Source organism: Nitrospirota bacterium (assembly GCA_026387665.1).
Taxonomy (GTDB): domain Bacteria; phylum Nitrospirota; class Nitrospiria; order Nitrospirales; family Nitrospiraceae; genus Palsa-1315.
In genome coordinates this window covers 265756-283645 of record JAPLLG010000007.1, presented here as the reverse complement: position 1 = coordinate 283645, position 17890 = coordinate 265756, and the positions used below count along the sequence as shown (strand labels likewise).

Here is a 17890-nt window from a genome sequence, read left to right as displayed (position 1 = left end):
CATGCAGCCTAAACTGAAATCAAAAGTCCGCGGCGCGGATCAAGAAATCGGAGAAGTGACCAAGGTCATCGTCGACCCGCTGTCTCACGAGATCAGCGACCTTGTCGTGTCGGTCAGCGGCACAGAGGATCGGCAGGTGCCGATGTGCGCGGTCGAGACCGTGACGGACGGCCTGGTGCAATTGCGGATGTCCAAGGCGGATTTCCTGGAGTTCGCTCCGTTCAAGCGCGAGGACTATGTCACGACCCATGAAGTAGAGATCCCGCATTTAGAGGACCATCTGCAGGTCACGCCGGGCGAAGTGCTCGTGCCGTTCCCTGAGCTGGAGCGTAACGTTAAGCGGCGGACGTTTTTCACAAATTTGACCCATGTGATCGGGCTCTTTATCGGGTTGCCGCTGGCCTACCCCGTGCTGAAGTACTTGATGAAGCCGATGTATGCCCCGTTCGACAACGGCTGGCTGAAGATCGGCAACGTCGGGAAGATCAAGGCGGATGACGCAGGGACCCAGTTCAAGTATAAGCGCAAGGTCAAAGAGGCTTATCTGCCGGAAGCCGAGATCGAAAAGAACGTGTGGGTGTTAAAGGCGACCCCTGCGGTCCTCGAAAAAGTGTACCAGGGCAAAGATATGGAATTCCGTGATGTCCTGGGGAAGACGATCTGGACCAATAAGAAGGACGTGCCCTACGTCGCTTTTTCCGGCAAATGTCCCCATCTCGGATGCGGATTTAAATGGCGCCAGCATAAAGTCCTTGGGCAAGTGTTCCTCTGTCCCTGCCACCTGAGCATCTACGATGCGGCAGGCAAGGTGTTGGATGGCCCGGCGCCGCGCCCTCTCGACCCGCTGCCGATTCAGGTATCCGCGAGCGGAGAAGTGCAAATTATCGATATGGAATTCAAAGCCGGGACGAAGTCCCAAACGCGGATTGTCTAGATGAGCCACACCCCTTCTCCTAACGCGCAGGCAACGATCGTCGAAAAAATCATCGACTTTGTCGATGAGCGAGTCGGACTGAAACTGCTCGCAGCCAAGATGCTCAATGAGCCGGTTCCTGGCGGTTCTCGCTGGGCCTATGTCTTCGGGTCGGTGTTGTTGTTCATCTTCATCATGCAGGCCATCACGGGCGTGCTGTTGATGTTCTACTACGTGCCCACCGCCGACCATGCCTACGCTAGCACTCAGTATATTCTGCATGACGTCGACTATGGCTGGTTCCTGCTGAGCTACCACTTCTGGGGCTCCACGGCCATGGTGGTCTGCGTTTTCGCCCATATGTCCCAAGTCTTTCTCTGGGGCGCCTACAAGAAGCCGCGCGAACTGATCTGGTTGGTGGGCTTGGCGCTCTTCGGCATCGTCATGGGATTTGGCTTCACGGGCTATCTGCTTCCGTGGGACCAGCGGGCCTATTGGGCCACGACCGTCGGCGTCGAGATCATGGACAAGACGCCCTTGCTGGGCGACTTCATGGCGCGGTTCCTCAAGGGAGGCGCGACGCCAGGCCAAATGACGTTGAGCCGATTCTTTGTCATTCACGTGATGGTGCTCCCCGCCGCCCTGATGGGGTTGGCCGGGTTGCATCTCTTCCTCTTCAGAACGGCCGGACCGGCCGGCCCATTCCGGGGCACGCCGGCAGAGCTGAAGGCGAAGACCGATTATTTCTTCCCGCGACAGATCTGGAAAGACATCGTCGGGATGGCGACCGTGTTTGCCTGCATCTGCGCCCTGGCCTTCTGGGAGCCGGTGGTCTTGCTGGAAGAGGCGACGCCTGACCCGGGCGATTATCACCCGGAGCCGGAGTGGTACTTCCTCTTCTTGTTCCAGCTGCTGCGTCTGAAGATGTTTTCCGGCGAGTTCGGACAGTTTGTCGGGGCGATGGCCTTGCCTGGCGCCTTCATGGCCCTGCTGGCCGCGTTGCCCTTCATCGACCGGGATCCGGAGCGGAATATTTTCAAACGGCCTGTTGCGCTGATCGGATGGGTGGTGGTCATGGCTGCGATCCTGATTTTCACGATCTCCGCCATTATCAACCGAGAGTTTTTGGATTAGTGGCGATCTCGCAGAACGGATTCGGCCTGCTATGAGCAACGAACGCGACTCAATGTGTCCCACGCAGCTCGGGCTCGGCATTCTCTGGCCCGCCTTCTGGACCGGCTTGCCCATCAAGCTGGCCTTCGTGCTCCTGTTTCTGTCGCTCGGGATGGTGCATTTTGAGACGAGAATCGGTCTCGCCTTCTTGATGCTCCTGACGAGTCCAGTCACCGTGTTTGCGCTTCCCACGATTACCCTCGGCTTGGAGTCGCACCTCGGCGAAGGGGTCGGCATTCCGTTGTTGTTCCTCTTGTCGATTCCGATCGATATCTGGGCGCTCGGGGTCGTGGGCCGCACATTTTTCCTCGAACAGCTGAAGCGTGAACCACAAGAGGGATTAGGGCTGACGCTCTGGTGGAAATGCGCGCTGGTCGGCGGGCTCTTTCTGCCGGTCCTCTGGGTCGCGGTGAGTTTCACGACAGAAACCGCGATTGCGGCGTCCCATTCGATGTTCGAGATGGACTTTCTCAAGTTCGTGCCGGTCGCGGAAAAAATCAGTATTGAGCTGGTCCTCTGGGGCACGGTGGCCACAGGGATGTTGCTGGGCCTGTCAGTCGCCGGTCTGTGGCTCGTGGGGCGGATCATCCGCGGCACGGTGGAGTCGGCCGCTCCTGCGTCGGAGAATTATCAAAAGCTGATTACCCGCTGGGACCTGATGCGGGTGCCGGCGGACCAAGGGTTGATGTTGACGGCATTGACCGGAGGGGCGGTGGTTTTGTCGCTTCTGTTCTGGTCGTCCTTGCCGGTCTTTACGCCTCATCCGCATGAATGTTGTAAGAAGCCGGAAGTGAAGGCGGCGCACGTCTTCAAGCCGGTCGAGACGCTCAATAAAGATGAGAAGATGCTGGCGCAGCTCACCGCGCAAGTCGAGGCGCTGGAAAAACAGAAGGCAGAAGCCGACGCGGCCAATACGAAGAAGAGCAAGGGCAATGGTAAGGCAGGCACAGATGCAGTGAAAACGTCGGCAGCAACCGCGCCGGCTCCGCCTGCCGCCAAGAAACCGTAACGTGGGAGATGATGAGGTGAGGGCCATGCAACAACAGGGTGGATGGATTCAGAGACTTCTCCAGGCCGTCAAAGGCCAGGGGGGGATGCTCTCAGGGCTGTTGTGGGCCGTGGGCCTCCTCAGTCTTCCCGCGCTGGCCTTCGGGGCCGATGTCGCACCGGCCGCCGCGACCGAATATCGCGATATTCCCTACATCGGCAGCCGCAACCTCGTCTGGGTTGTCGCGCAGCTCCATTTGCTGCTCGCAGGGTTTGTGTTGGGCGTGCCGATATTCGCCTGGTTGTGCGAAGTCGTCGCCTGGAAGACCGGCGAAAAGCGCTACGACAAACTCGCCAAGGAGTTTACCAAGCTTTTGACCTCCGCCTATGCCACGACGGCGCTCTTCGGCGGCATTCTGTTGTTCCTGCTGATCTCCTTCTATCCCAAGTTGATGAACTATCTGACCGATATTTTCTTTCCCTCGTTCATCGTCTATTGCCTCCTGTTCCTGGTCGAGACCGCGACCCTGTACCTCTATTGGTATGGCTGGGATGCGATGCAGGACGGCGGCAAGAAGAAGTTCCATATTTTCCTCGGCTTCATGCTGAACTTCTTCGCCTTCTTCATCATGATCGTGCCGAACTCCTGGGCGACGTTCCAGGCTAGTCCGGTCGTGCTCGCCGAGGGCTCGGACCTTGCCAGGGCCTGGGCCGCGACCTGGAATCCGACCTGGTGGCCGGTGAACATTCACCGTCTGATCGCGAACGTGGTGCTGGGCGGTTACATCTGCGGCGCCTATGCCGGGATTCGCTACCTGTCCGCCAGGAACGCGGAAGAACGCGACCACTACGATTGGATGGGCTATGTCGGGAATTTCATCGGGGTGTTCGGCCTCCTGCCGCTCCCCTTTGCCGGCTACTGGCTCATGCGCGAAATTTATCAGTACAACCAGCAGATGGGCATCACGCTCATGGGCGGCTTCCTCTCCTGGCTCTTCATTCTTCAGGCCATGCTCATCGGTGTGCTCTTCCTCGGCTCGAATTACTATTTCTGGCTGGGGATCACCTATCGCATTCCCGGCTCCGAGCTGAAGTACCGGAAGCCGATGCTGTCGATGCTGATCATTCTGCTCTTGTGTCTCGGTGTCTGGATGACGCCTCACTCGCTCGTGGCGAGTTTGGAAGAAGCGCGAAAGATGGGAGGCACCCACCATCCGTTGTTGGGAGTCTTCGGCGTCATGTCAGCGAAAATGACCGTGTCGAATTTGATGATTCTCGTCACGTTCATGAGCTTCATCATGTATTGGCGCGCGGGTAAGGAAGAGACTGCCGGATGGGCGAAGGCCGCGAAAGCGGTCATGAGCTCCCTGCTGGTCCTCGCCGGAATCGCCGTCGTCGTCCTGGGCGTCTGGGGCTACTTCGTGCCGGCCATCGTCCGCATCAACTACTTCTCGACGTCGCAAGTGCTGATCGTGCTCTTCGTCATGTTGACGATCACGCCGCTGACGGCCCTGCTGCTGAAGAGCGCCAAGACTACGACGGAAATGGTCTGGGGGAAGATGCCGCCTCGCGCCGGCTATGCCCTCGTTCTTAATGCGATCATGGTCATTCTGCTCATGACGCTGATGGGTTACGCCAGGTCGTCCTCGCGCGTCCATTGGCACGTGTACGGTGTGCTCCGGGATTCGTCGCAATACGCATTTTCGCCGGCGCTCGGGTATGCCGCTGCGATCATGGCTTTGAATACATTTGTTTTCTGCATGATTGTCGCGTTCATCTTCTGGGTAGCCACGATGAGCGATAAGGCGAAGGCGCCGCATAGCTGAGGCGATCGATTTCGCAAGAGGAGTCCTATGAGCGAAGTTGCTAAATTGCAGTTGATCGGTCTGATGATTGTGGGGAGCGGAGCCCTGATCCTACTCCTGATTCGAGCCCAGTTCGTCCGGGTCATCGGATTCGTCGCGATCGTTCTCGGCCTCTTCACGCTCGTCGCGCTGTCGGTGCCGCAGATGGCATCCCTGCCGCCGGTCGAGGAGAAGTTCGACATTGCCACGGTGAAAACGCCGACCGACATGGCGACCATCGGGCAGAAGATTTTTTTCAGCAAGGGCCAATGTGCGCTCTGCCATACGATCGGGCCCAGCGAATCGGCCCGCTGCCCGGACCTGAAAGGGATCGGCGCCAAGCTGAGCCGCGAATTTCTCTTTGAAAGTTTGACGCAACCGCAGGCCTACATCTATCTCGACTACCGCCACGAAGGCCAGCCGAAGGAATATCCGGCCCGGATGCCCTACATCAATAAGAACCCGATCGGGCTGTCCAAGAATGAAATTCTGTCGGTCATCGCCTTCCTGCAGCAAATGAGCGGGGAACCGATTTCCGTCAATGTCGCTGAACTCGAAGTGCCGGGACAGGCGTCTGCCGCCCCGGTGAAGGTCGCTCAGTCCGGTCCAGTAGACGTGGCGCAAGCGCACTAGGAGGAACGTATGGGGGGCTCGTTGCTCAAGCCGGTCATCTTGATCGGGATCGTCTACACGATCTTGAAGTTCGTTGTGCCGAATATCCCTGGCTCGGCGCCGCTGCCAGCCAGTCTGATCTTCCTGTATCTGATGCTGACGACGTCGGGCATTGTGATCTTCGCCACCTTGAGCGGAGAGTCCAAAGACGCCTTCTGGGGTCCGATCCAGCGGTTCCTGACCGGAGAGAACATCGGCAGCTTGCAAGTGCTCCGGTACGGAGTGCTCTTGCTGTTCCCCCTGATCGTCGGCTGGCAGACCTATAACAGCACGGCGACCAGCGATGCGCCGCCTGCCGAAAACCGGACGATCCATCCGGCTCCGCCAGGCGAATATACCGGCCTCTCAAATCCTGTCGCCAAGACACCAGACACCATCCAGCAGGGGAAGGGCTTCTATGCCGCATTCTGTTCCCCCTGCCACGGCGGAAATTTCGACGGGAAGGGCCCGGCCGCCAGAGGATTCAATCCTCCTCCGGCCAACTTCTCCGATCCCACGACGATCGCCATGCTCCAGGAAAGCTATCTCTTCTGGCGCATCAAGAAGGGCGGCGTCGGCCTCCCGATCGAGGGCATGCCGTGGAAGTCTGCGATGCCGCGCTGGGAAGTCGAATTGCCCGACGAGTGGATCTGGAAAATCATCATGGGCGAGTATGATGGCGCGCATCAATCTCCCAGAACGTGGGAGTAGACGAGGGTAGGCCTCTAGGCTTTCTGTGTTCGCGCACCGCGCAGGCTCGGAAGGCGCTCGGTGGACGCCAGTGGAAGGCACAAAGCCCCACCCTCTGAGAAGTGAGTAGAGAGAGGACGAAACTTATGAAGCATGGACTGAGTAAAATCGCCACGGGCGTTGTTGCCGGTGTATTGCTGGCCATGGGATCCCTCGTTGCGGAACCTGTTGCAGCTCAAGAGGGCATCGCGGTTCGCGCCCCGATGGTGAAGGGCTCCTTGCCGGCCGATGACCCGAATGCCGCGGTCTGGAGCAGCGCGATTCCGGCCACCTTCCCGATGTCGCCGCAAGTCCATTGGCCGAACCGCATTCTGGAAGCGACGGTCCGGGACCTGAGCGTGCGCGCCCTGCATGACGGGACGAACGTCGCCATTCTCTTGGAATATGCCGATCCCTCGGAAGATCCGGACGATGCCGCCGCCATTGAATTCATGGTGGGCGACAAGAAAGCCCACTTCGCGCATGGCCAGCCCATGGCGCAGGTGGAAGGCGGCCCGGTCAACATCTGGTATTGGAAGAATAAAGACGCCAAAGGCGTGGATATGAATGCCAAGGGCTTCGGCACGCTCAGCGTGCAGCAGCACCAGGACGTGAAAGCCAAGGGCGCCTATGCCAACGGCACCTGGAAAGTGGTCTTCACCAGGCCACTCGCCACCGGACATCCGGAGGAAGATACGCAGATCACGACCGGCGGCTTCATCAACATCGCCTTCGCCGTCTGGGACGGGAAGAAGGACGCAAGCGGCGAGCTGAAAGAGAAGGGATCGCAAAAGGCGGTCTCTTCCTGGTGGTATTTCCGCGCAGAAGCGCCACCGGACTACTCCGGCTATTATTACGCGGCTCTCGCCGTGGGCCTGGCTCTCGGATTTCAGTTCATTCTGATCCGCAAGCTAAAGAAAGGGCAATCAGCATGAAGGCGGCTCGGCTCTTTGCACTAGGAACGGTAGGTGGACTGATCGGCCTGTGGGCCATGGTGGCAGGCGGCTGCGCCAGCGAGCAACAGCAGAAGGGGCATGAACTCTACAGCCACTACTGCATGCATTGTCACGGAGAGAACGGACGCCAGAACGAAGGATTCAATTGGTCGTCGATGCCGGATCCGAAGCCCAAAGATCTCTCGAACAAGTCGGAGATGGGCACCTTCAAGGACGAAGACATTTTCAATACGATTTCCCGCGACATGAAGGACACGAGTCCCGGTGGCGACAAGATCGGCGACGACGATTTCGCCGTGCCCACCATGCCGACCTTCAAGTACACCCTGTCGGAAGACGAAATCTGGGCGATCGTCGGCTATGTCCGCGGCCTCCACGGCATGAAGCTGGAGTTTAAAGTCGAGGAACGGAAGAAAGAGCTGGCGACAGCGCTCCAAGCGGCTCAGAGCAAGTCAGACCAGGCCAAGCAGGCCTACGAAGCGGCCGAAAAGAAGGCGAGCGACGAAGCAGAAAAGAAGAGCGAAGAGTTGAAGAAGGACGTTGAGGCAGACGAGTCCACCTATGCCAAAGAACTGGCTACCATGGTGCAGGCGAAAAAAGAACTCGACGTGGCTCAGGCGGCTGTGACCAATTTCACCACCAGACCTGGGAAAGGCGCGAACGTCGCCCGTCCCGATCTGACCGTGAAGGCGGAGCAGGTGGCGGAGATGGTGGAGCACGGCAAACGTCTCTATTCGAACAAGTACGGCTGCAACGGTTGCCACAGCATCGGCACAGAAGGCGGCAAAGTCGGACCGGCGCTCGACCGGGCAGGATTTCGTTTGAACGGGACCTGGATTTATCGCTGGGTGAAGAATCCTCAGGCGATGAAGCCAGAAACCAGAATGCCGGCGCTCGGGCTCAGCGATGCCGATGCCAAGGCCGTAACGATGTACTTGGGTACGTTGCGCGCGCCGAAGCCGGATGCCCCGATCGAAAAGCCGGCTGGCTGATCGCCGCAACCGCAAGATGCTCAAAAAGGCCGTCTAGCAAGGCCGCAGCGAGTGAAGCTCTGAGGCGTACCCGTAGGGTACGTTGAGGGGCTGAGCGAAGCGAGAACGACGCTAGCGGACTTTTTCAGCATTCTTGCTAGAACAGAAATCCCGCGATCATTCCAATCAAGATTACGGCTCCTACCCACACATGTTGTTGAAACATGTGGAAGGCGGTAGGGGCCGAGACAACTCCCCTGATCTGTCCTGCTTGCCTCAGACACCAACCTCCCACAGCAGCAAGCACTGCATAGTAGACCCAGCCGATCTGGGCCAGCCAGCCAGCCAGTCCCAGCAGCAACAGCATCGCGCAGAGGACCGTGCCGACGGCGATCCAGGTGGATGGGCCGAACAGCAGGGCCGATGATTTCACGCCGATCCTGCGATCGTCCTCCCTGTCTTGCAGGGCGTAGATCGTGTCGTATCCGATCGCCCAGCAGACCGTCGCAGCAAAGAGGCACCAGGCAGGCGCGTCGATGGCACCCCGCGAGGCGGCCCAGGCCATGATGGTGCCCCAGCCGAAGGCGATGCCCAGCATGGCTTGCGGAATATGGATGACCCGTTTTGCAAAGGGATAGAGGGCAGCCAGGAGGATGGCGATCGGGCTCAGGAGGATCGTCAGAGGGTCCAGCAGCAGCACGAGCAGGCCAGCCAGAGCGAGAAAGAAGCCGAGGACCAGCAGGGCATGAGGGACGCTGAGTTCGCCGGAGGCGAGGGGCCGCACCAGCGTGCGGGTCACATGCCGGTCGAACGAGCGGTCCGCCAAATCGTTCAACACGACCCCGGCGCTCCGCATCACGAAAGACCCTGCGACGAAGATGGCCAGCAAGTGGAGGGGCGGCAGGCCGCGCGCCGCCAAGACCAGGGACCAGAGGGTCGGGAGCAGGAGCAGCCAGGTTCCGGTCTGGCTCTGTAGGCGGATGAGTCGGCTGATGGCAGACCAGGACAGTTTCGGCCCCTGCGCCGGTGAAGAAGATTCAATCATGGGCCTGAACTTAGCCGAGGGGTGAGGGGCTGTCAATTGCGGAGGGCGCGGCCAGGTGCCCTTCTTGCTCGCAGAACGCGCACGCTGGGAAGGTGCTCGTTCGATGCGCGCAGTAAAGGGCAACCTTGGCCACTCCCTTGAGGAGAGGTGTTGAGAGGGAAAGGCCCTGGCCCTTTCTGGAAAGAGGCTGAGGAACGTGGCGGCTATCTCGTTAGCCGCTCGTTGTGGCCTATAGGAAATAACTGTGCTGGTTGTGCTAGTTGAGTGATTTTCTGTATAAGAATGTGGTGCATGTGATTGATTCAACGCGACCATCTCTTCTATTTCGTGCCGCCTCATGGGTTGGGGCCGGGCTCTGTATTGCGACGTTGACGAGCTGCTCGCTCTTTTCAAATCGGAATGGCGCGACCATCGGCTATTATCTTCCGCTCACCGTCCAGCTTCGCGCGGATGCCAGCATCGCCGGGGCGCAGCTCTCCTATCAGGATGCCTGCGGCCAGCCGCAATCCTTGTTGCTCGCCGCTCCATTGCAGGATGCACTCAAACATAAAACCGGCCGCGTCTTTGAAAAGGTCCTGACCGGCGAGGCGGGCCCCTCGTCTGTGCCGGACGGCTATGTCGATGTGGCGCTGGGCATCATCCATCTCGATCTGGCGGTCGTGCGACAGGCCAATAGAAGCTATCCCGCCACCGTCATAGTGGGATTGGATTTCGCCTATACGGCTGCCGATGGCACGGTCCTGCACAGTAAGAAAATTCAAAGCATCGGCCGAGGCGAGGTTGAGGTCACTGCCGTTTCCTGCGAAGTGAAGGGCCTGGACAAGATTGCTCAAGAGGCCTTCGGCCTTGTGACGGACGGCATGGCCAAGCAACTGGGGACATCGAGCAAGATCCTCAATGCAGCAGATGCACGGAAGGCCGGACGCGCCCAGGCTACTGCGGCGGCTGTTCCTCCTCCCTCTCCTGTGGCAGGCAGCGGGATTTCCGTTCCTGCACCCAAGCCAGTCGCGCCGCAATCGGCTGCATCAGGATCTGCGCCGGTTCCATTGGACGAGTCTGCCAAGGTGATCTTCCGGGCGATCGTCCGAGACGAGAACCGCAATCAGGTGGTCCATAGCGGGGAAGCCATCGCGATCGAACTGGAAGTCAAAAATGAAGGGCCGGGAATTGCCAAGGCGGTCGAATTGTCTGTGACCGCCATGCCTCCCTTGATCGAGCGGATTCCCAGCCTGGTCTCCATCGGCGATCTCCAGCCAGGCGAGGTCAAGCGCGTGACGGTGGATGGCAAGGTCGGCCTGGTCAAAGAGGCGGTGCAGGCGGAATTGACGCTGATCCTGCGTGCCGGGTCCTCGTCCGTCCAGTTGCCCAACGCCAAGAAGTTTCTGGTGGCCATGAAGCCTGAATCCGCGAAGGAGGCTCAGGCGCAGCCGGTGGATGTCGATCAACTTCCGAAGTGGACGGGCCTGCTCAAACAGCCGAAGGCCGTGGGTATTGTCATTGGCGTGGGGCAGTTTCGGGAGAGCGGCCTGGCCCGGGTCAAGTATGCCACGAGGGATGCGGAGGTCATGGCCAGCTATCTCAAATCGGTCGGAGGCATTCCTCACGAGCGAGTGCGCACCCTTCTGGATGCCCATGCCCTCAAGAGCGACCTGGTCGAGGTCTTGGACGAGTGGCTGCCGATGCATCTGGACCCGACCACCGTGGTTTATGTCTCGGTCACGGGCCGGGGAGTCGTGGACCCCACGACCGGGGCCGTGTCGTTGTTGCTGTTCGACAGCACGCCGACCTCCAGCGCGAGACTCTATTCGCTACGCCGGTTGCAGGAATCTTTGCTGAGTTTGCCGATTCAGCAGGCCATCGTGATGCTCGACCTCACGCTTGAATTGGCGCCTGGCAAGGAGGTGGCCAGCGCGATCGGGCCTTTGTGGGAGCAGCAGGGGGGCGGGAAGGAAAGGATTCTCTGGATGGTCGGCAACCGGTCGATCCAGGAGTCTTATAGTTACGATCCGGGCCAGCATGGCCTGTTTGCCTATCAATTGCTCAAAGGGATGGGGGGGGCGGCAGACCTGGATAAAAACGGAACGATCCTGGCTGGCGAACTCTGTACCTATACGAGGGGGCAGGTGTTGAAGGTGGCTCGTGAGCAGTACGGCAAGGAGCAGGAGCCTCTTTGTCTCCCAGGGGCGGGCCAGGGGTCTCTGGCCAGGCTGCAACCGGTCGCCAAGCTTAAATAATCGTCATCAAAGCAACGGGTTCCGGCCTCTGTTCCGCCATGGAACGAAAAACCTCTTGAGGCTGAGAAAAAACCCGTGTAAGTTGTGGGTTCCTTCGCGAGGGCCGGCGTAGCTCAGTTGGTAGAGCAGCTGTTTCGTAAACAGCAGGTCGTCCGTTCAATCCGGATCGCCGGCTCCACACCTCGCAAGTTCCATCCCGTCACCTTTTCCCCTGTTATCACCATCTAGTGTCTGGTTCGGAGTGAGCGGCCTCTCCAAGAGAGAGGGGCGCCGCCAGGCCATCCTTCTTGCTCGCGGAACGCGTACGCTCAGAAAGATTGGGAGGGCAGCCTGTTGATCTCCTGTGCTCGCGCAACGCGCGGCCTCAGAAGGCCCTCGTTGGACGCGCGCAGTGGGAGATCAACAGGCCGCCCCCGTGAAGAGAAAATGAACAAGCCTGAGGTGATTTCTCCTGCGGGGACGGTGTGTTCAGTGGATGCGCACAGCAAGGGATAGCTCATGCAGTATGTTGACCGTGCTGGCGTGCGTTGACAAGTTGGTGAAGTCACGCGACAATCTCGCGCAATGTGTAGCCTGACTCGGCGTTTTATGCTGGTTAGCATATTCAACAGTTGGGAGTCTCAATGCCGCAAGAGCTGAGTCTTGTTGGTGCATCAATTCGTGCCGATGTTCAGTTGAATGAACTGCCGCGATTCCTTGCGGAGCAATCTCCAGATCTTCCGGTCTACGAGTGGAGGCCTAGGCCTGGCGTTATTGCGGGCGCGGCGTTCGACTGGGTTGCTGTTCTTGGTATAACAGCAGACCTCATCGAGGTTGGAGGCATGTTGTGGGCTGCTTATGAACACCTGATCAAAAAGCGGAAGAAGGTAACGGATGTCAAACAGGCGGCATTTCTCATCCAAGTGAAGACTCGTAGTGGAACGTTCGTTCAATTCACCATTGAGGACGGACAACAGCGTGAGATTTTCATTCAGGAGTTCACTCACGTTGTCTCCAGCTTGCGCGAATCCTCTGACTCGCCTTCAACGGAGTCTCTGATTGAGGTGCTTGAGTCATCGGAAACGCTAGCACGCGTCAAGTTACGTGGAGGCTCCTAGTTAGCGCATGGAACGGTACATGAGAAACAAAGGAGTCGGCCCCCTTAAGCTTGCTTGCAAGGGCCATTAAGTGATGAGAGGAAAGATCACCTATCGATTGTTTTGCGAGGAAGTTTTTTGTCTCATGTGGTCTGCCTTTAAGGCGCATTGGCTTACCATTGCTATTTCATATTTCTGTCTCCCTATTGCGGATTACCTTATTTATTCAAATTACGGGAGAGCGAAGGCGTCTGAATGGATATGGCCTACGGTCATGACACAAGTATTTCCGATTACGGCAATTGGTATTTTTGCCACAATATTCTTTGTGTTTCTGGTGGCTCCGTATTCGCTGTATCGTAAGAAGTGTGAGCTAGTAGAGGATCTTTCGAGCGAGCTTCAGATACTTAAAAAATCAGACATCAGTATCTTGTTTGATATAAATGATGCGCGCTGCGCGCCAGATGTGACGCATGAGCCAACTACTCTCCAGTCTGCAGCCGCAGCCGTTATGTATCCCCAGATGGTTCAGTCAGGGAGGTTCTTCCGGCAGATCTGTATCGTGATTGAAAATACCAGTGCGAATCAAATAGATAATGTGGAAATTTATTGCGAGGAGATTAGTGTTGTGCAGAAGAGTCCTGAAGCATATTCACTATTACCCGCTGGAGATTTTCGAGCGATCCACTTATGTCCTGGCGAGCCGTTTAGGCAGGGAATTATTCGCGAGACTATCGACAAGAGTGATCAAGGTACAATTCTCTCTAAGCAAATAGAAGTGACGCTTCCATATAAAGGAGAGAGTAGGGCTTTGAAGGGGTCCGAGTTCTTGTTGAAGGTTTTGATTGTCGGCAGGACTCTTTATCGGCCTAAAAGATGCTCTTATAAATTCGGCGATCGTGATGGGGAATTATTTTTCGAGGAAAATCACGATGCACCAAATTCTTAATGCTCCAATTGTTTTTCGATGTGGGACATTAAAAGGGGAATCTTTTCTTGATTCGGAGGATGCTCAAAAAGGTCGTCCAGCGAGGCCGTAGGCGAGTCGAAACCGGAGGCGTACCCTCAGGGGTACGTTGAGGATTTCGATGAGCTGAGAACGAAGCTGGCGGGCTTTTTCAGCATCCGACCAAAGGAGTTATGGAATGGCTAGTGATGCAGCGAAAGAATCAACGCGTCGGGCTTGGCGCGAGTTGGGTTTTTATTGCGGTAAGAGCGATGTTGCGAAGGAATGGCGCATTGTCGGATCGGTGACGGGCTTGCGGAAGTTTGCGGCTGAGATCCGTTCGTATGCGTCTAATCCGGCGAACGATCGGCTGTCGGAATATACCCAGCTTGGACCGGCCATGAATCTCGAAATCGGCACCTCGCATCAAACGGAAATCACCGAGCAATGGATCGGCGGTCCCTTGGCGGACTTGCTCCGCCTCGCGACGTTCATCGAGCGGAGCGTGCAAGCCAATGTGGTCGGGAAGTGCGTGAATCTCCGCTCGAATTTTTCGCCTATGGCCCCCTATGAACTGATCTTGGACGTCCGAGCGGAATCGTTCGACCCCGCCTCCGCCGATCCGACTTGCTGCTGACGTGAGTTGAGTGCGGGCGCGCTCATGCGGTGTGTCGCGGGTTGACCTTAGGGTGCCGAGCCATGCTATCGTAGTAGCGTGATATACGAGTGGGATTCGAAGAAAGCTCAAGCCAACCGCCGGAAGCACGGTGTTTCATTTGAAGAAGCGGCTTCGGTGTTTCAGGATACAGTGGCGCTTACATTCGATGATCCGGACCATTCGGATAGAGAGCTCCGCGAAATTACTATCGGGCTCTCGGCAAGAGGCCGGGTATTGTTTCTCTCGCACTGTGCTCGTGGAAATGGGATTCGGATCATAAGCGCCAGAAGGGCGACACCGAAAGAAAGGAGACAATATGCGGAAGATTTCAGCTAAATCGATGAAGGATGATCTTCGGCCTGAATATGATTTGACGAAGCTCAAGGGTGGTGTCCGGGGTAAGTATTATCAGCGGGCACAGGCCGGGACGAATCTTGTGCTTGTTGAGCCAGACTTGACGAAGGCCTTTCCTGATGCGAACTCCGTGAACCGGGCGCTCCGTGCATTGCTTAATGCTGTTGGTCCTGCGGCAGGGGTATCCAAACGTCCGCGCAGAGGAAATGCCTCTCTCAAGAGAGTGGTGCGTAAACGCACCGCTGCATAGTCGGAGCGCTCAGACCCTTTACGCTTCCCTTCCTGTTCTCAGATCCTGCCAGGAAAATTTGACGAACAATAGCAGCGCGAGGGCCGCCATCCCTGAGCCGAACCAGAAGGGGGCTGCGGGACTGATATGGTCCCAGAGCAACCCTGCCAGCAGACTGGCCGGGAGAATCGCGAGTCCCACCACCATGTGATAGAGGCCGAACCCTGTGGCCATACGCTGCTCCGAGACCAGCGTGGCCAGGTAGGCCCGCTGTACTCCATCCGTCACGCCCATATAACAGCCGTAGAGTATGAAGAGGGCCGCGATGGGCCAGGGGTTGTCTGCCATGGCGAATCCTGCATAGACCAGGGCGGAGAGGCTGAACCCTCCGATGATGACCCAGGGTCTGCCGAACCGATCGCTGAGCAGGCCGCCTGGAATCGAAAGGAGGGCATAGGATACGTTGAACAGGAGATAGACGACGGAGATCCAGGCGGGACTCATGCCCCCCGCTTGAGCCTTGAGGATCAAGAAGGCGTTGCTGGAATTGCCGAGCGAGAAGAGGCCGATGACGAAGAGGAATTGCACGAAGCGCCGGTCGAATCCTTCCAGAGACCAGGAGATGGGCTTCGCGACTTTCTGCTCCCGGTTATCTGGCTTGATGCACAGAACGATTAAGAGGACCGCCGCGATTCCTGGCAGGATGGAGAGCCAGAACACCAGCCGATAGTTGGCTTCCCAGAGGGCCAGGATGAGGATGGCGATGGCAGGCCCCACGACCGCTCCTGCCGCGTCCATGGCTCGATGCAAGCCGAAGGATGCGCCAAGCTGCGTCGCCGGCGTAGAGGCCGCGATGATGGCGTCGCGGGGCGCGGTGCGGATGCCCTTCCCGACCCGGTCGACAAACCGGGAGGCCAGCACGAGTCCCCACCCGCCCGCCAGGGCCAAGGCGGGGCGGGAGAGGGTCGAGATCCCATAGCCAAGCCCCATCAAGAGTTTGTGCCGGCCGAACCGATCTGCCAGGACGCCGGAAAAAAGTTTCAGGACACTGGCCGAGGCTTCCGCGATCCCTTCGATCAGCCCGATGACCGATTTGTTCGCGCCGAACGCGGACGAGAGAAACAGGGGCACGAGGGGATAGACCATCTCGGAGCTGACGTCCATGAGGAAGCTGACCCATCCGGCCACCCACACATTTCTGGGAATCCGTTCAGGCCTCATGCGGAGACTGAGCCTCGCTCCCAATTCCATCGTACTGGTCTGGAGCTGGGTAGAGATGTTGGGTCAGTCATGTGAAGAAGTGTTTAGGGGGCGGGAGTCAGCTGGTTGAGGACTTTTTTGATCTCATCCTTCGGTAACCCCTTGAGAGTCAGTTCCATCTTCTGTTTATCCTGTTTTACGCCGAGACCCTTGCCGTAGATGCGGGCGAGAATTTTCTTGGCCGGCATGAAGCTGTCGCCCGCGGTGGTTTCAATACAGGCCAGGATGTTCTTGTCGAAGGGAGGAAGCTGGGGCTCCCAGCCAGTCTCATAGATCCTGGCCAGCTCGGCCAGCGCCACGTCGCTGAGGGCGTAGCATTCTTGCAGCAGCACGGAGACGGCCTTGTTGGCGTGGTTCTGTTTCAGCAACGTGGTCCCCAGGGTCTCGTTGCCGCTGCGGGCAAGGTCTGGAACGTTCTCCCATAATGTTTCGCGATAGCCTTGAAAGGCCTTCAGGGCTTCGAGGCGGCTCTGTTCCGGTTGGACCTTGGAGAGGGCCAGCTGGCGGAGCAGAGAGAGGGAGGAGGCGGCCGGCTGATGGCCGAACTCGACCGATTTGCTCCACCAATAGATGGTGAGGGCTCCGTTCTTTTCGATTCCCTGGCCCGTGCGGTAGGCCTGACCCAGAGCATATTGCGCTTGCGGGACGCCGCCCGCTGCCGCTTCTTTCATGAACTGGATGGATTCCTGGTCGCGATGGTTGAATTTCAATGCCAGAGCCAGGCGGTAGCGGGCGTCGAGCAGGGAGGGCTGTAAGGCCAGCGCCTGCCGATAGGACTCAATCGCTCCCTTGAGATTGCCGGTCGTGTAGTAGGCGGTGCCGAGATTGTAGTGGGCCTGAGTCAATGCAGGATTGAGCCGGGCCGCGTCTCGCAACTCCGTCAGCGCGGGCCGCCAGTCCTGTTTGGCCATGAGGGCGATGCCGAGCTGGAGATGGGCCAGGGCGTGATCCGGTTTCAGCGCGAGGGCCACGCGACATTCGTCGATGGCTGTGTCGAGATCGCCGATCCGATAGAGGGCGTCCGCCAGTTTGAGCCGATGGTCGAGGCTTTGGGGCGCGGCGCGGACCTGTTCACGCAAGTGACTCAGAGCCCTGACGGCATCGTCAGGCTCGGCGGCTGTCTCTGCGAGCGACGAAGGGACGGAGGGGAACAGGAGGAGGCAGGTAGAGAGGAGGATGGGGAGCGTGACTCGATGTGTGATCGGAGACATAGGATGCTCCAGCCTCTGAGTGTCGGGCGCATTATACACGGGATTGATCTGGATGGTAGCGGGGAGTCGCGGGAATCGTGGTTCCTGCCGAAGTGACCATTCAGGACCGGAGCTGTTTTTGAATCAGTTGAATCTGTGTCTGTAAGTCTGATGGTGCCAGCTGCACCGGTTCGTGCTCGACCCGCCAGACTGGTTCCAGAGGGGCTGGGTCTGTGGCCAGCCGTGGAATGATATGCCAGTGGATGTGAGGGAGCTGGTTGCCGAGGAGCTCGTAATTGATCTTCCTGGCCCCATAGACCTGGGCCAGAGTCTGGGCAACGAGACTGACGTCCTCGATCAATTGCGACCGTTCGTCTTTGGTCAGTTGAAACAGTTCGGTCGCATGGCGTTTGAGGAAGAGGACGGTCCAGCCGGGGAAGAATTGATCTTCATGCAGATAGACCCTGGTGAGGCTGAGGTCTGCGATGAAACGGTCTTTGTCGGGCCAGTTGGTCGAGCAGGCTTTGCAGGTTGGATTGGTCATGGTCGAGGGGACCTCCGCTTTTGTCGGAGCATAGCAGAGATCAGGACTTTCATCGAGCCTTGCCGCGTCTTGACAGGGTCTGTCGGCGAACGTATTCTCCTCGCGGCTTGATCTGTCACCCCTAGGCTTG

18 protein-coding genes and 1 tRNA gene are annotated in these 17890 nt (G+C 58.2%); 15 read left to right on the top strand and 4 right to left on the bottom strand.

Annotated features, from left to right (window positions below; translation table 11 throughout):
• Position 1 precedes the first annotated feature (1 nt).
• The 8 genes from NT179_05660 (at position 2) to NT179_05625 (ending at position 8245) form a co-directional block, all read left to right on the top strand.
• On the top strand, positions 2-934 hold the full coding sequence (locus NT179_05660) for a ubiquinol-cytochrome c reductase iron-sulfur subunit (protein MCX5721500.1): 933 nt from the start codon (positions 2-4) through the stop codon (positions 932-934).
• Positions 935-2047: a cytochrome bc complex cytochrome b subunit gene (locus NT179_05655; GenBank protein MCX5721499.1), complete on the top strand. Its 1113-nt coding sequence runs from the start codon at positions 935-937 to the stop codon at positions 2045-2047.
• Positions 2048-2078: 31 nt separating this feature from the next.
• Complete coding sequence (locus tag NT179_05650; protein ID MCX5721498.1) at positions 2079-3095, top strand: hypothetical protein; 1017 nt, start codon at positions 2079-2081, stop codon at positions 3093-3095.
• Between the two features lie 25 nt (positions 3096-3120).
• Positions 3121-4899, top strand: coding sequence for a cytochrome ubiquinol oxidase subunit I (locus tag NT179_05645; GenBank protein ID MCX5721497.1), 1779 nt, complete (start codon positions 3121-3123; stop codon positions 4897-4899).
• Between the two features lie 27 nt (positions 4900-4926).
• Positions 4927-5550, top strand: coding sequence for a cytochrome c (locus NT179_05640; GenBank protein MCX5721496.1), 624 nt, complete (start codon positions 4927-4929; stop codon positions 5548-5550).
• A gap of 9 nt (positions 5551-5559) precedes the next feature.
• Positions 5560-6279: a cytochrome c gene (locus NT179_05635; protein MCX5721495.1), complete on the top strand. Its 720-nt coding sequence runs from the start codon at positions 5560-5562 to the stop codon at positions 6277-6279.
• Between the two features lie 125 nt (positions 6280-6404).
• On the top strand, positions 6405-7232 hold the full coding sequence (locus tag NT179_05630; protein MCX5721494.1) for an ethylbenzene dehydrogenase-related protein: 828 nt from the start codon (positions 6405-6407) through the stop codon (positions 7230-7232).
• Complete coding sequence (locus tag NT179_05625; GenBank protein ID MCX5721493.1) at positions 7229-8245, top strand: c-type cytochrome; 1017 nt, start codon at positions 7229-7231, stop codon at positions 8243-8245. Before NT179_05630 ends, NT179_05625 begins: the two co-directional genes overlap by 4 nt.
• Positions 8246-8381: 136 nt before the next feature.
• Here NT179_05625 and ubiA read toward each other — a convergent pair whose 3' ends face one another.
• A complete protein-coding gene (gene ubiA, locus NT179_05620; protein ID MCX5721492.1) occupies positions 8382-9269 on the bottom strand; it encodes a 4-hydroxybenzoate octaprenyltransferase in 888 nt (295 codons plus the stop codon).
• Positions 9270-9562: 293 nt separating this feature from the next.
• Here ubiA and NT179_05615 point away from each other — a divergent pair, with 293 nt between their 5' ends.
• The 7 genes from NT179_05615 to NT179_05585 all read left to right on the top strand — a co-directional run bounded on the left by NT179_05615 (position 9563) and on the right by NT179_05585 (position 14787).
• Positions 9563-11503 carry a hypothetical protein gene (locus NT179_05615; GenBank protein MCX5721491.1) on the top strand — a complete coding sequence of 647 codons (1941 nt, stop codon included), beginning with the start codon at positions 9563-9565 and terminating at the stop codon, positions 11501-11503.
• A gap of 102 nt (positions 11504-11605) precedes the next feature.
• Positions 11606-11681: transfer RNA gene (locus tag NT179_05610), tRNA-Thr, on the top strand.
• Between the two features lie 445 nt (positions 11682-12126).
• Positions 12127-12600 carry a hypothetical protein gene (locus NT179_05605; protein ID MCX5721490.1) on the top strand — a complete coding sequence of 158 codons (474 nt, stop codon included), beginning with the start codon at positions 12127-12129 and terminating at the stop codon, positions 12598-12600.
• Between the two features lie 253 nt (positions 12601-12853).
• Complete coding sequence (locus NT179_05600) at positions 12854-13528, top strand: hypothetical protein (protein ID MCX5721489.1); 675 nt, start codon at positions 12854-12856, stop codon at positions 13526-13528.
• Between the two features lie 196 nt (positions 13529-13724).
• Positions 13725-14162, top strand: a complete 438-nt coding sequence (locus NT179_05595; protein ID MCX5721488.1) for a hypothetical protein — start codon at positions 13725-13727, stop codon at positions 14160-14162.
• A 78-nt stretch (positions 14163-14240) separates the two neighbouring features.
• Positions 14241-14519: a BrnT family toxin gene (locus NT179_05590; GenBank protein MCX5721487.1), complete on the top strand. Its 279-nt coding sequence runs from the start codon at positions 14241-14243 to the stop codon at positions 14517-14519.
• Positions 14500-14787 (top strand): hypothetical protein, encoded by a 288-nt coding sequence (locus tag NT179_05585; GenBank protein ID MCX5721486.1) that lies wholly within the window; start codon positions 14500-14502, stop codon positions 14785-14787. The genes NT179_05590 and NT179_05585 overlap by 20 nt, the downstream gene beginning before the upstream one ends.
• 18 nt (positions 14788-14805) lie before the next feature.
• Here NT179_05585 and NT179_05580 read toward each other — a convergent pair whose 3' ends face one another.
• The 3 genes from NT179_05580 to NT179_05570 all read right to left on the bottom strand — a co-directional run bounded on the left by NT179_05580 (position 14806) and on the right by NT179_05570 (position 17760).
• A complete protein-coding gene (locus tag NT179_05580; GenBank protein ID MCX5721485.1) occupies positions 14806-15987 on the bottom strand; it encodes an MFS transporter in 1182 nt (393 codons plus the stop codon).
• An 83-nt stretch (positions 15988-16070) separates the two neighbouring features.
• The gene (locus tag NT179_05575; protein MCX5721484.1) at positions 16071-17237 is read right to left on the bottom strand and encodes a tetratricopeptide repeat protein; all 1167 of its coding nucleotides are present in this window, start codon (positions 17235-17237) and stop codon (positions 16071-16073) included.
• A 100-nt stretch (positions 17238-17337) separates the two neighbouring features.
• Positions 17338-17760 carry an HIT family protein gene (locus NT179_05570; protein ID MCX5721483.1) on the bottom strand — a complete coding sequence of 141 codons (423 nt, stop codon included), beginning with the start codon at positions 17758-17760 and terminating at the stop codon, positions 17338-17340.
• Between the last annotated feature and the right edge of the window lie 130 nt (positions 17761-17890).

What these genes read in the sequence shown, in the direction of transcription:
- NT179_05660 (MCX5721500.1), top strand. Translation starts at nt 2, where the DNA reads ATGCAGCCTAAACTGAAATCAAAAGTCCGCGGCGCGGATCAAGAAATC.
- NT179_05570 (MCX5721483.1), bottom strand. Translation starts at nt 17,760, where the DNA reads ATGACCAATCCAACCTGCAAAGCCTGCTCGACCAACTGGCCCGACAAA.
- NT179_05640 (MCX5721496.1), top strand. Translation starts at nt 4,927, where the DNA reads ATGAGCGAAGTTGCTAAATTGCAGTTGATCGGTCTGATGATTGTGGGG.
- NT179_05650 (MCX5721498.1), top strand. Translation starts at nt 2,079, where the DNA reads ATGAGCAACGAACGCGACTCAATGTGTCCCACGCAGCTCGGGCTCGGC.
- NT179_05585 (MCX5721486.1), top strand. Translation starts at nt 14,500, where the DNA reads ATGCGGAAGATTTCAGCTAAATCGATGAAGGATGATCTTCGGCCTGAA.
- ubiA (MCX5721492.1), bottom strand. Translation starts at nt 9,269, where the DNA reads ATGATTGAATCTTCTTCACCGGCGCAGGGGCCGAAACTGTCCTGGTCT.
- NT179_05655 (MCX5721499.1), top strand. Translation starts at nt 935, where the DNA reads ATGAGCCACACCCCTTCTCCTAACGCGCAGGCAACGATCGTCGAAAAA.
- NT179_05645 (MCX5721497.1), top strand. Translation starts at nt 3,121, where the DNA reads ATGCAACAACAGGGTGGATGGATTCAGAGACTTCTCCAGGCCGTCAAA.
- NT179_05625 (MCX5721493.1), top strand. Translation starts at nt 7,229, where the DNA reads ATGAAGGCGGCTCGGCTCTTTGCACTAGGAACGGTAGGTGGACTGATC.
- NT179_05575 (MCX5721484.1), bottom strand. Translation starts at nt 17,237, where the DNA reads ATGTCTCCGATCACACATCGAGTCACGCTCCCCATCCTCCTCTCTACC.
- NT179_05595 (MCX5721488.1), top strand. Translation starts at nt 13,725, where the DNA reads ATGGCTAGTGATGCAGCGAAAGAATCAACGCGTCGGGCTTGGCGCGAG.
- NT179_05605 (MCX5721490.1), top strand. Translation starts at nt 12,127, where the DNA reads ATGCCGCAAGAGCTGAGTCTTGTTGGTGCATCAATTCGTGCCGATGTT.
- NT179_05630 (MCX5721494.1), top strand. Translation starts at nt 6,405, where the DNA reads ATGAAGCATGGACTGAGTAAAATCGCCACGGGCGTTGTTGCCGGTGTA.
- NT179_05580 (MCX5721485.1), bottom strand. Translation starts at nt 15,987, where the DNA reads ATGAGGCCTGAACGGATTCCCAGAAATGTGTGGGTGGCCGGATGGGTC.
- NT179_05635 (MCX5721495.1), top strand. Translation starts at nt 5,560, where the DNA reads ATGGGGGGCTCGTTGCTCAAGCCGGTCATCTTGATCGGGATCGTCTAC.
- NT179_05600 (MCX5721489.1), top strand. Translation starts at nt 12,854, where the DNA reads ATGACACAAGTATTTCCGATTACGGCAATTGGTATTTTTGCCACAATA.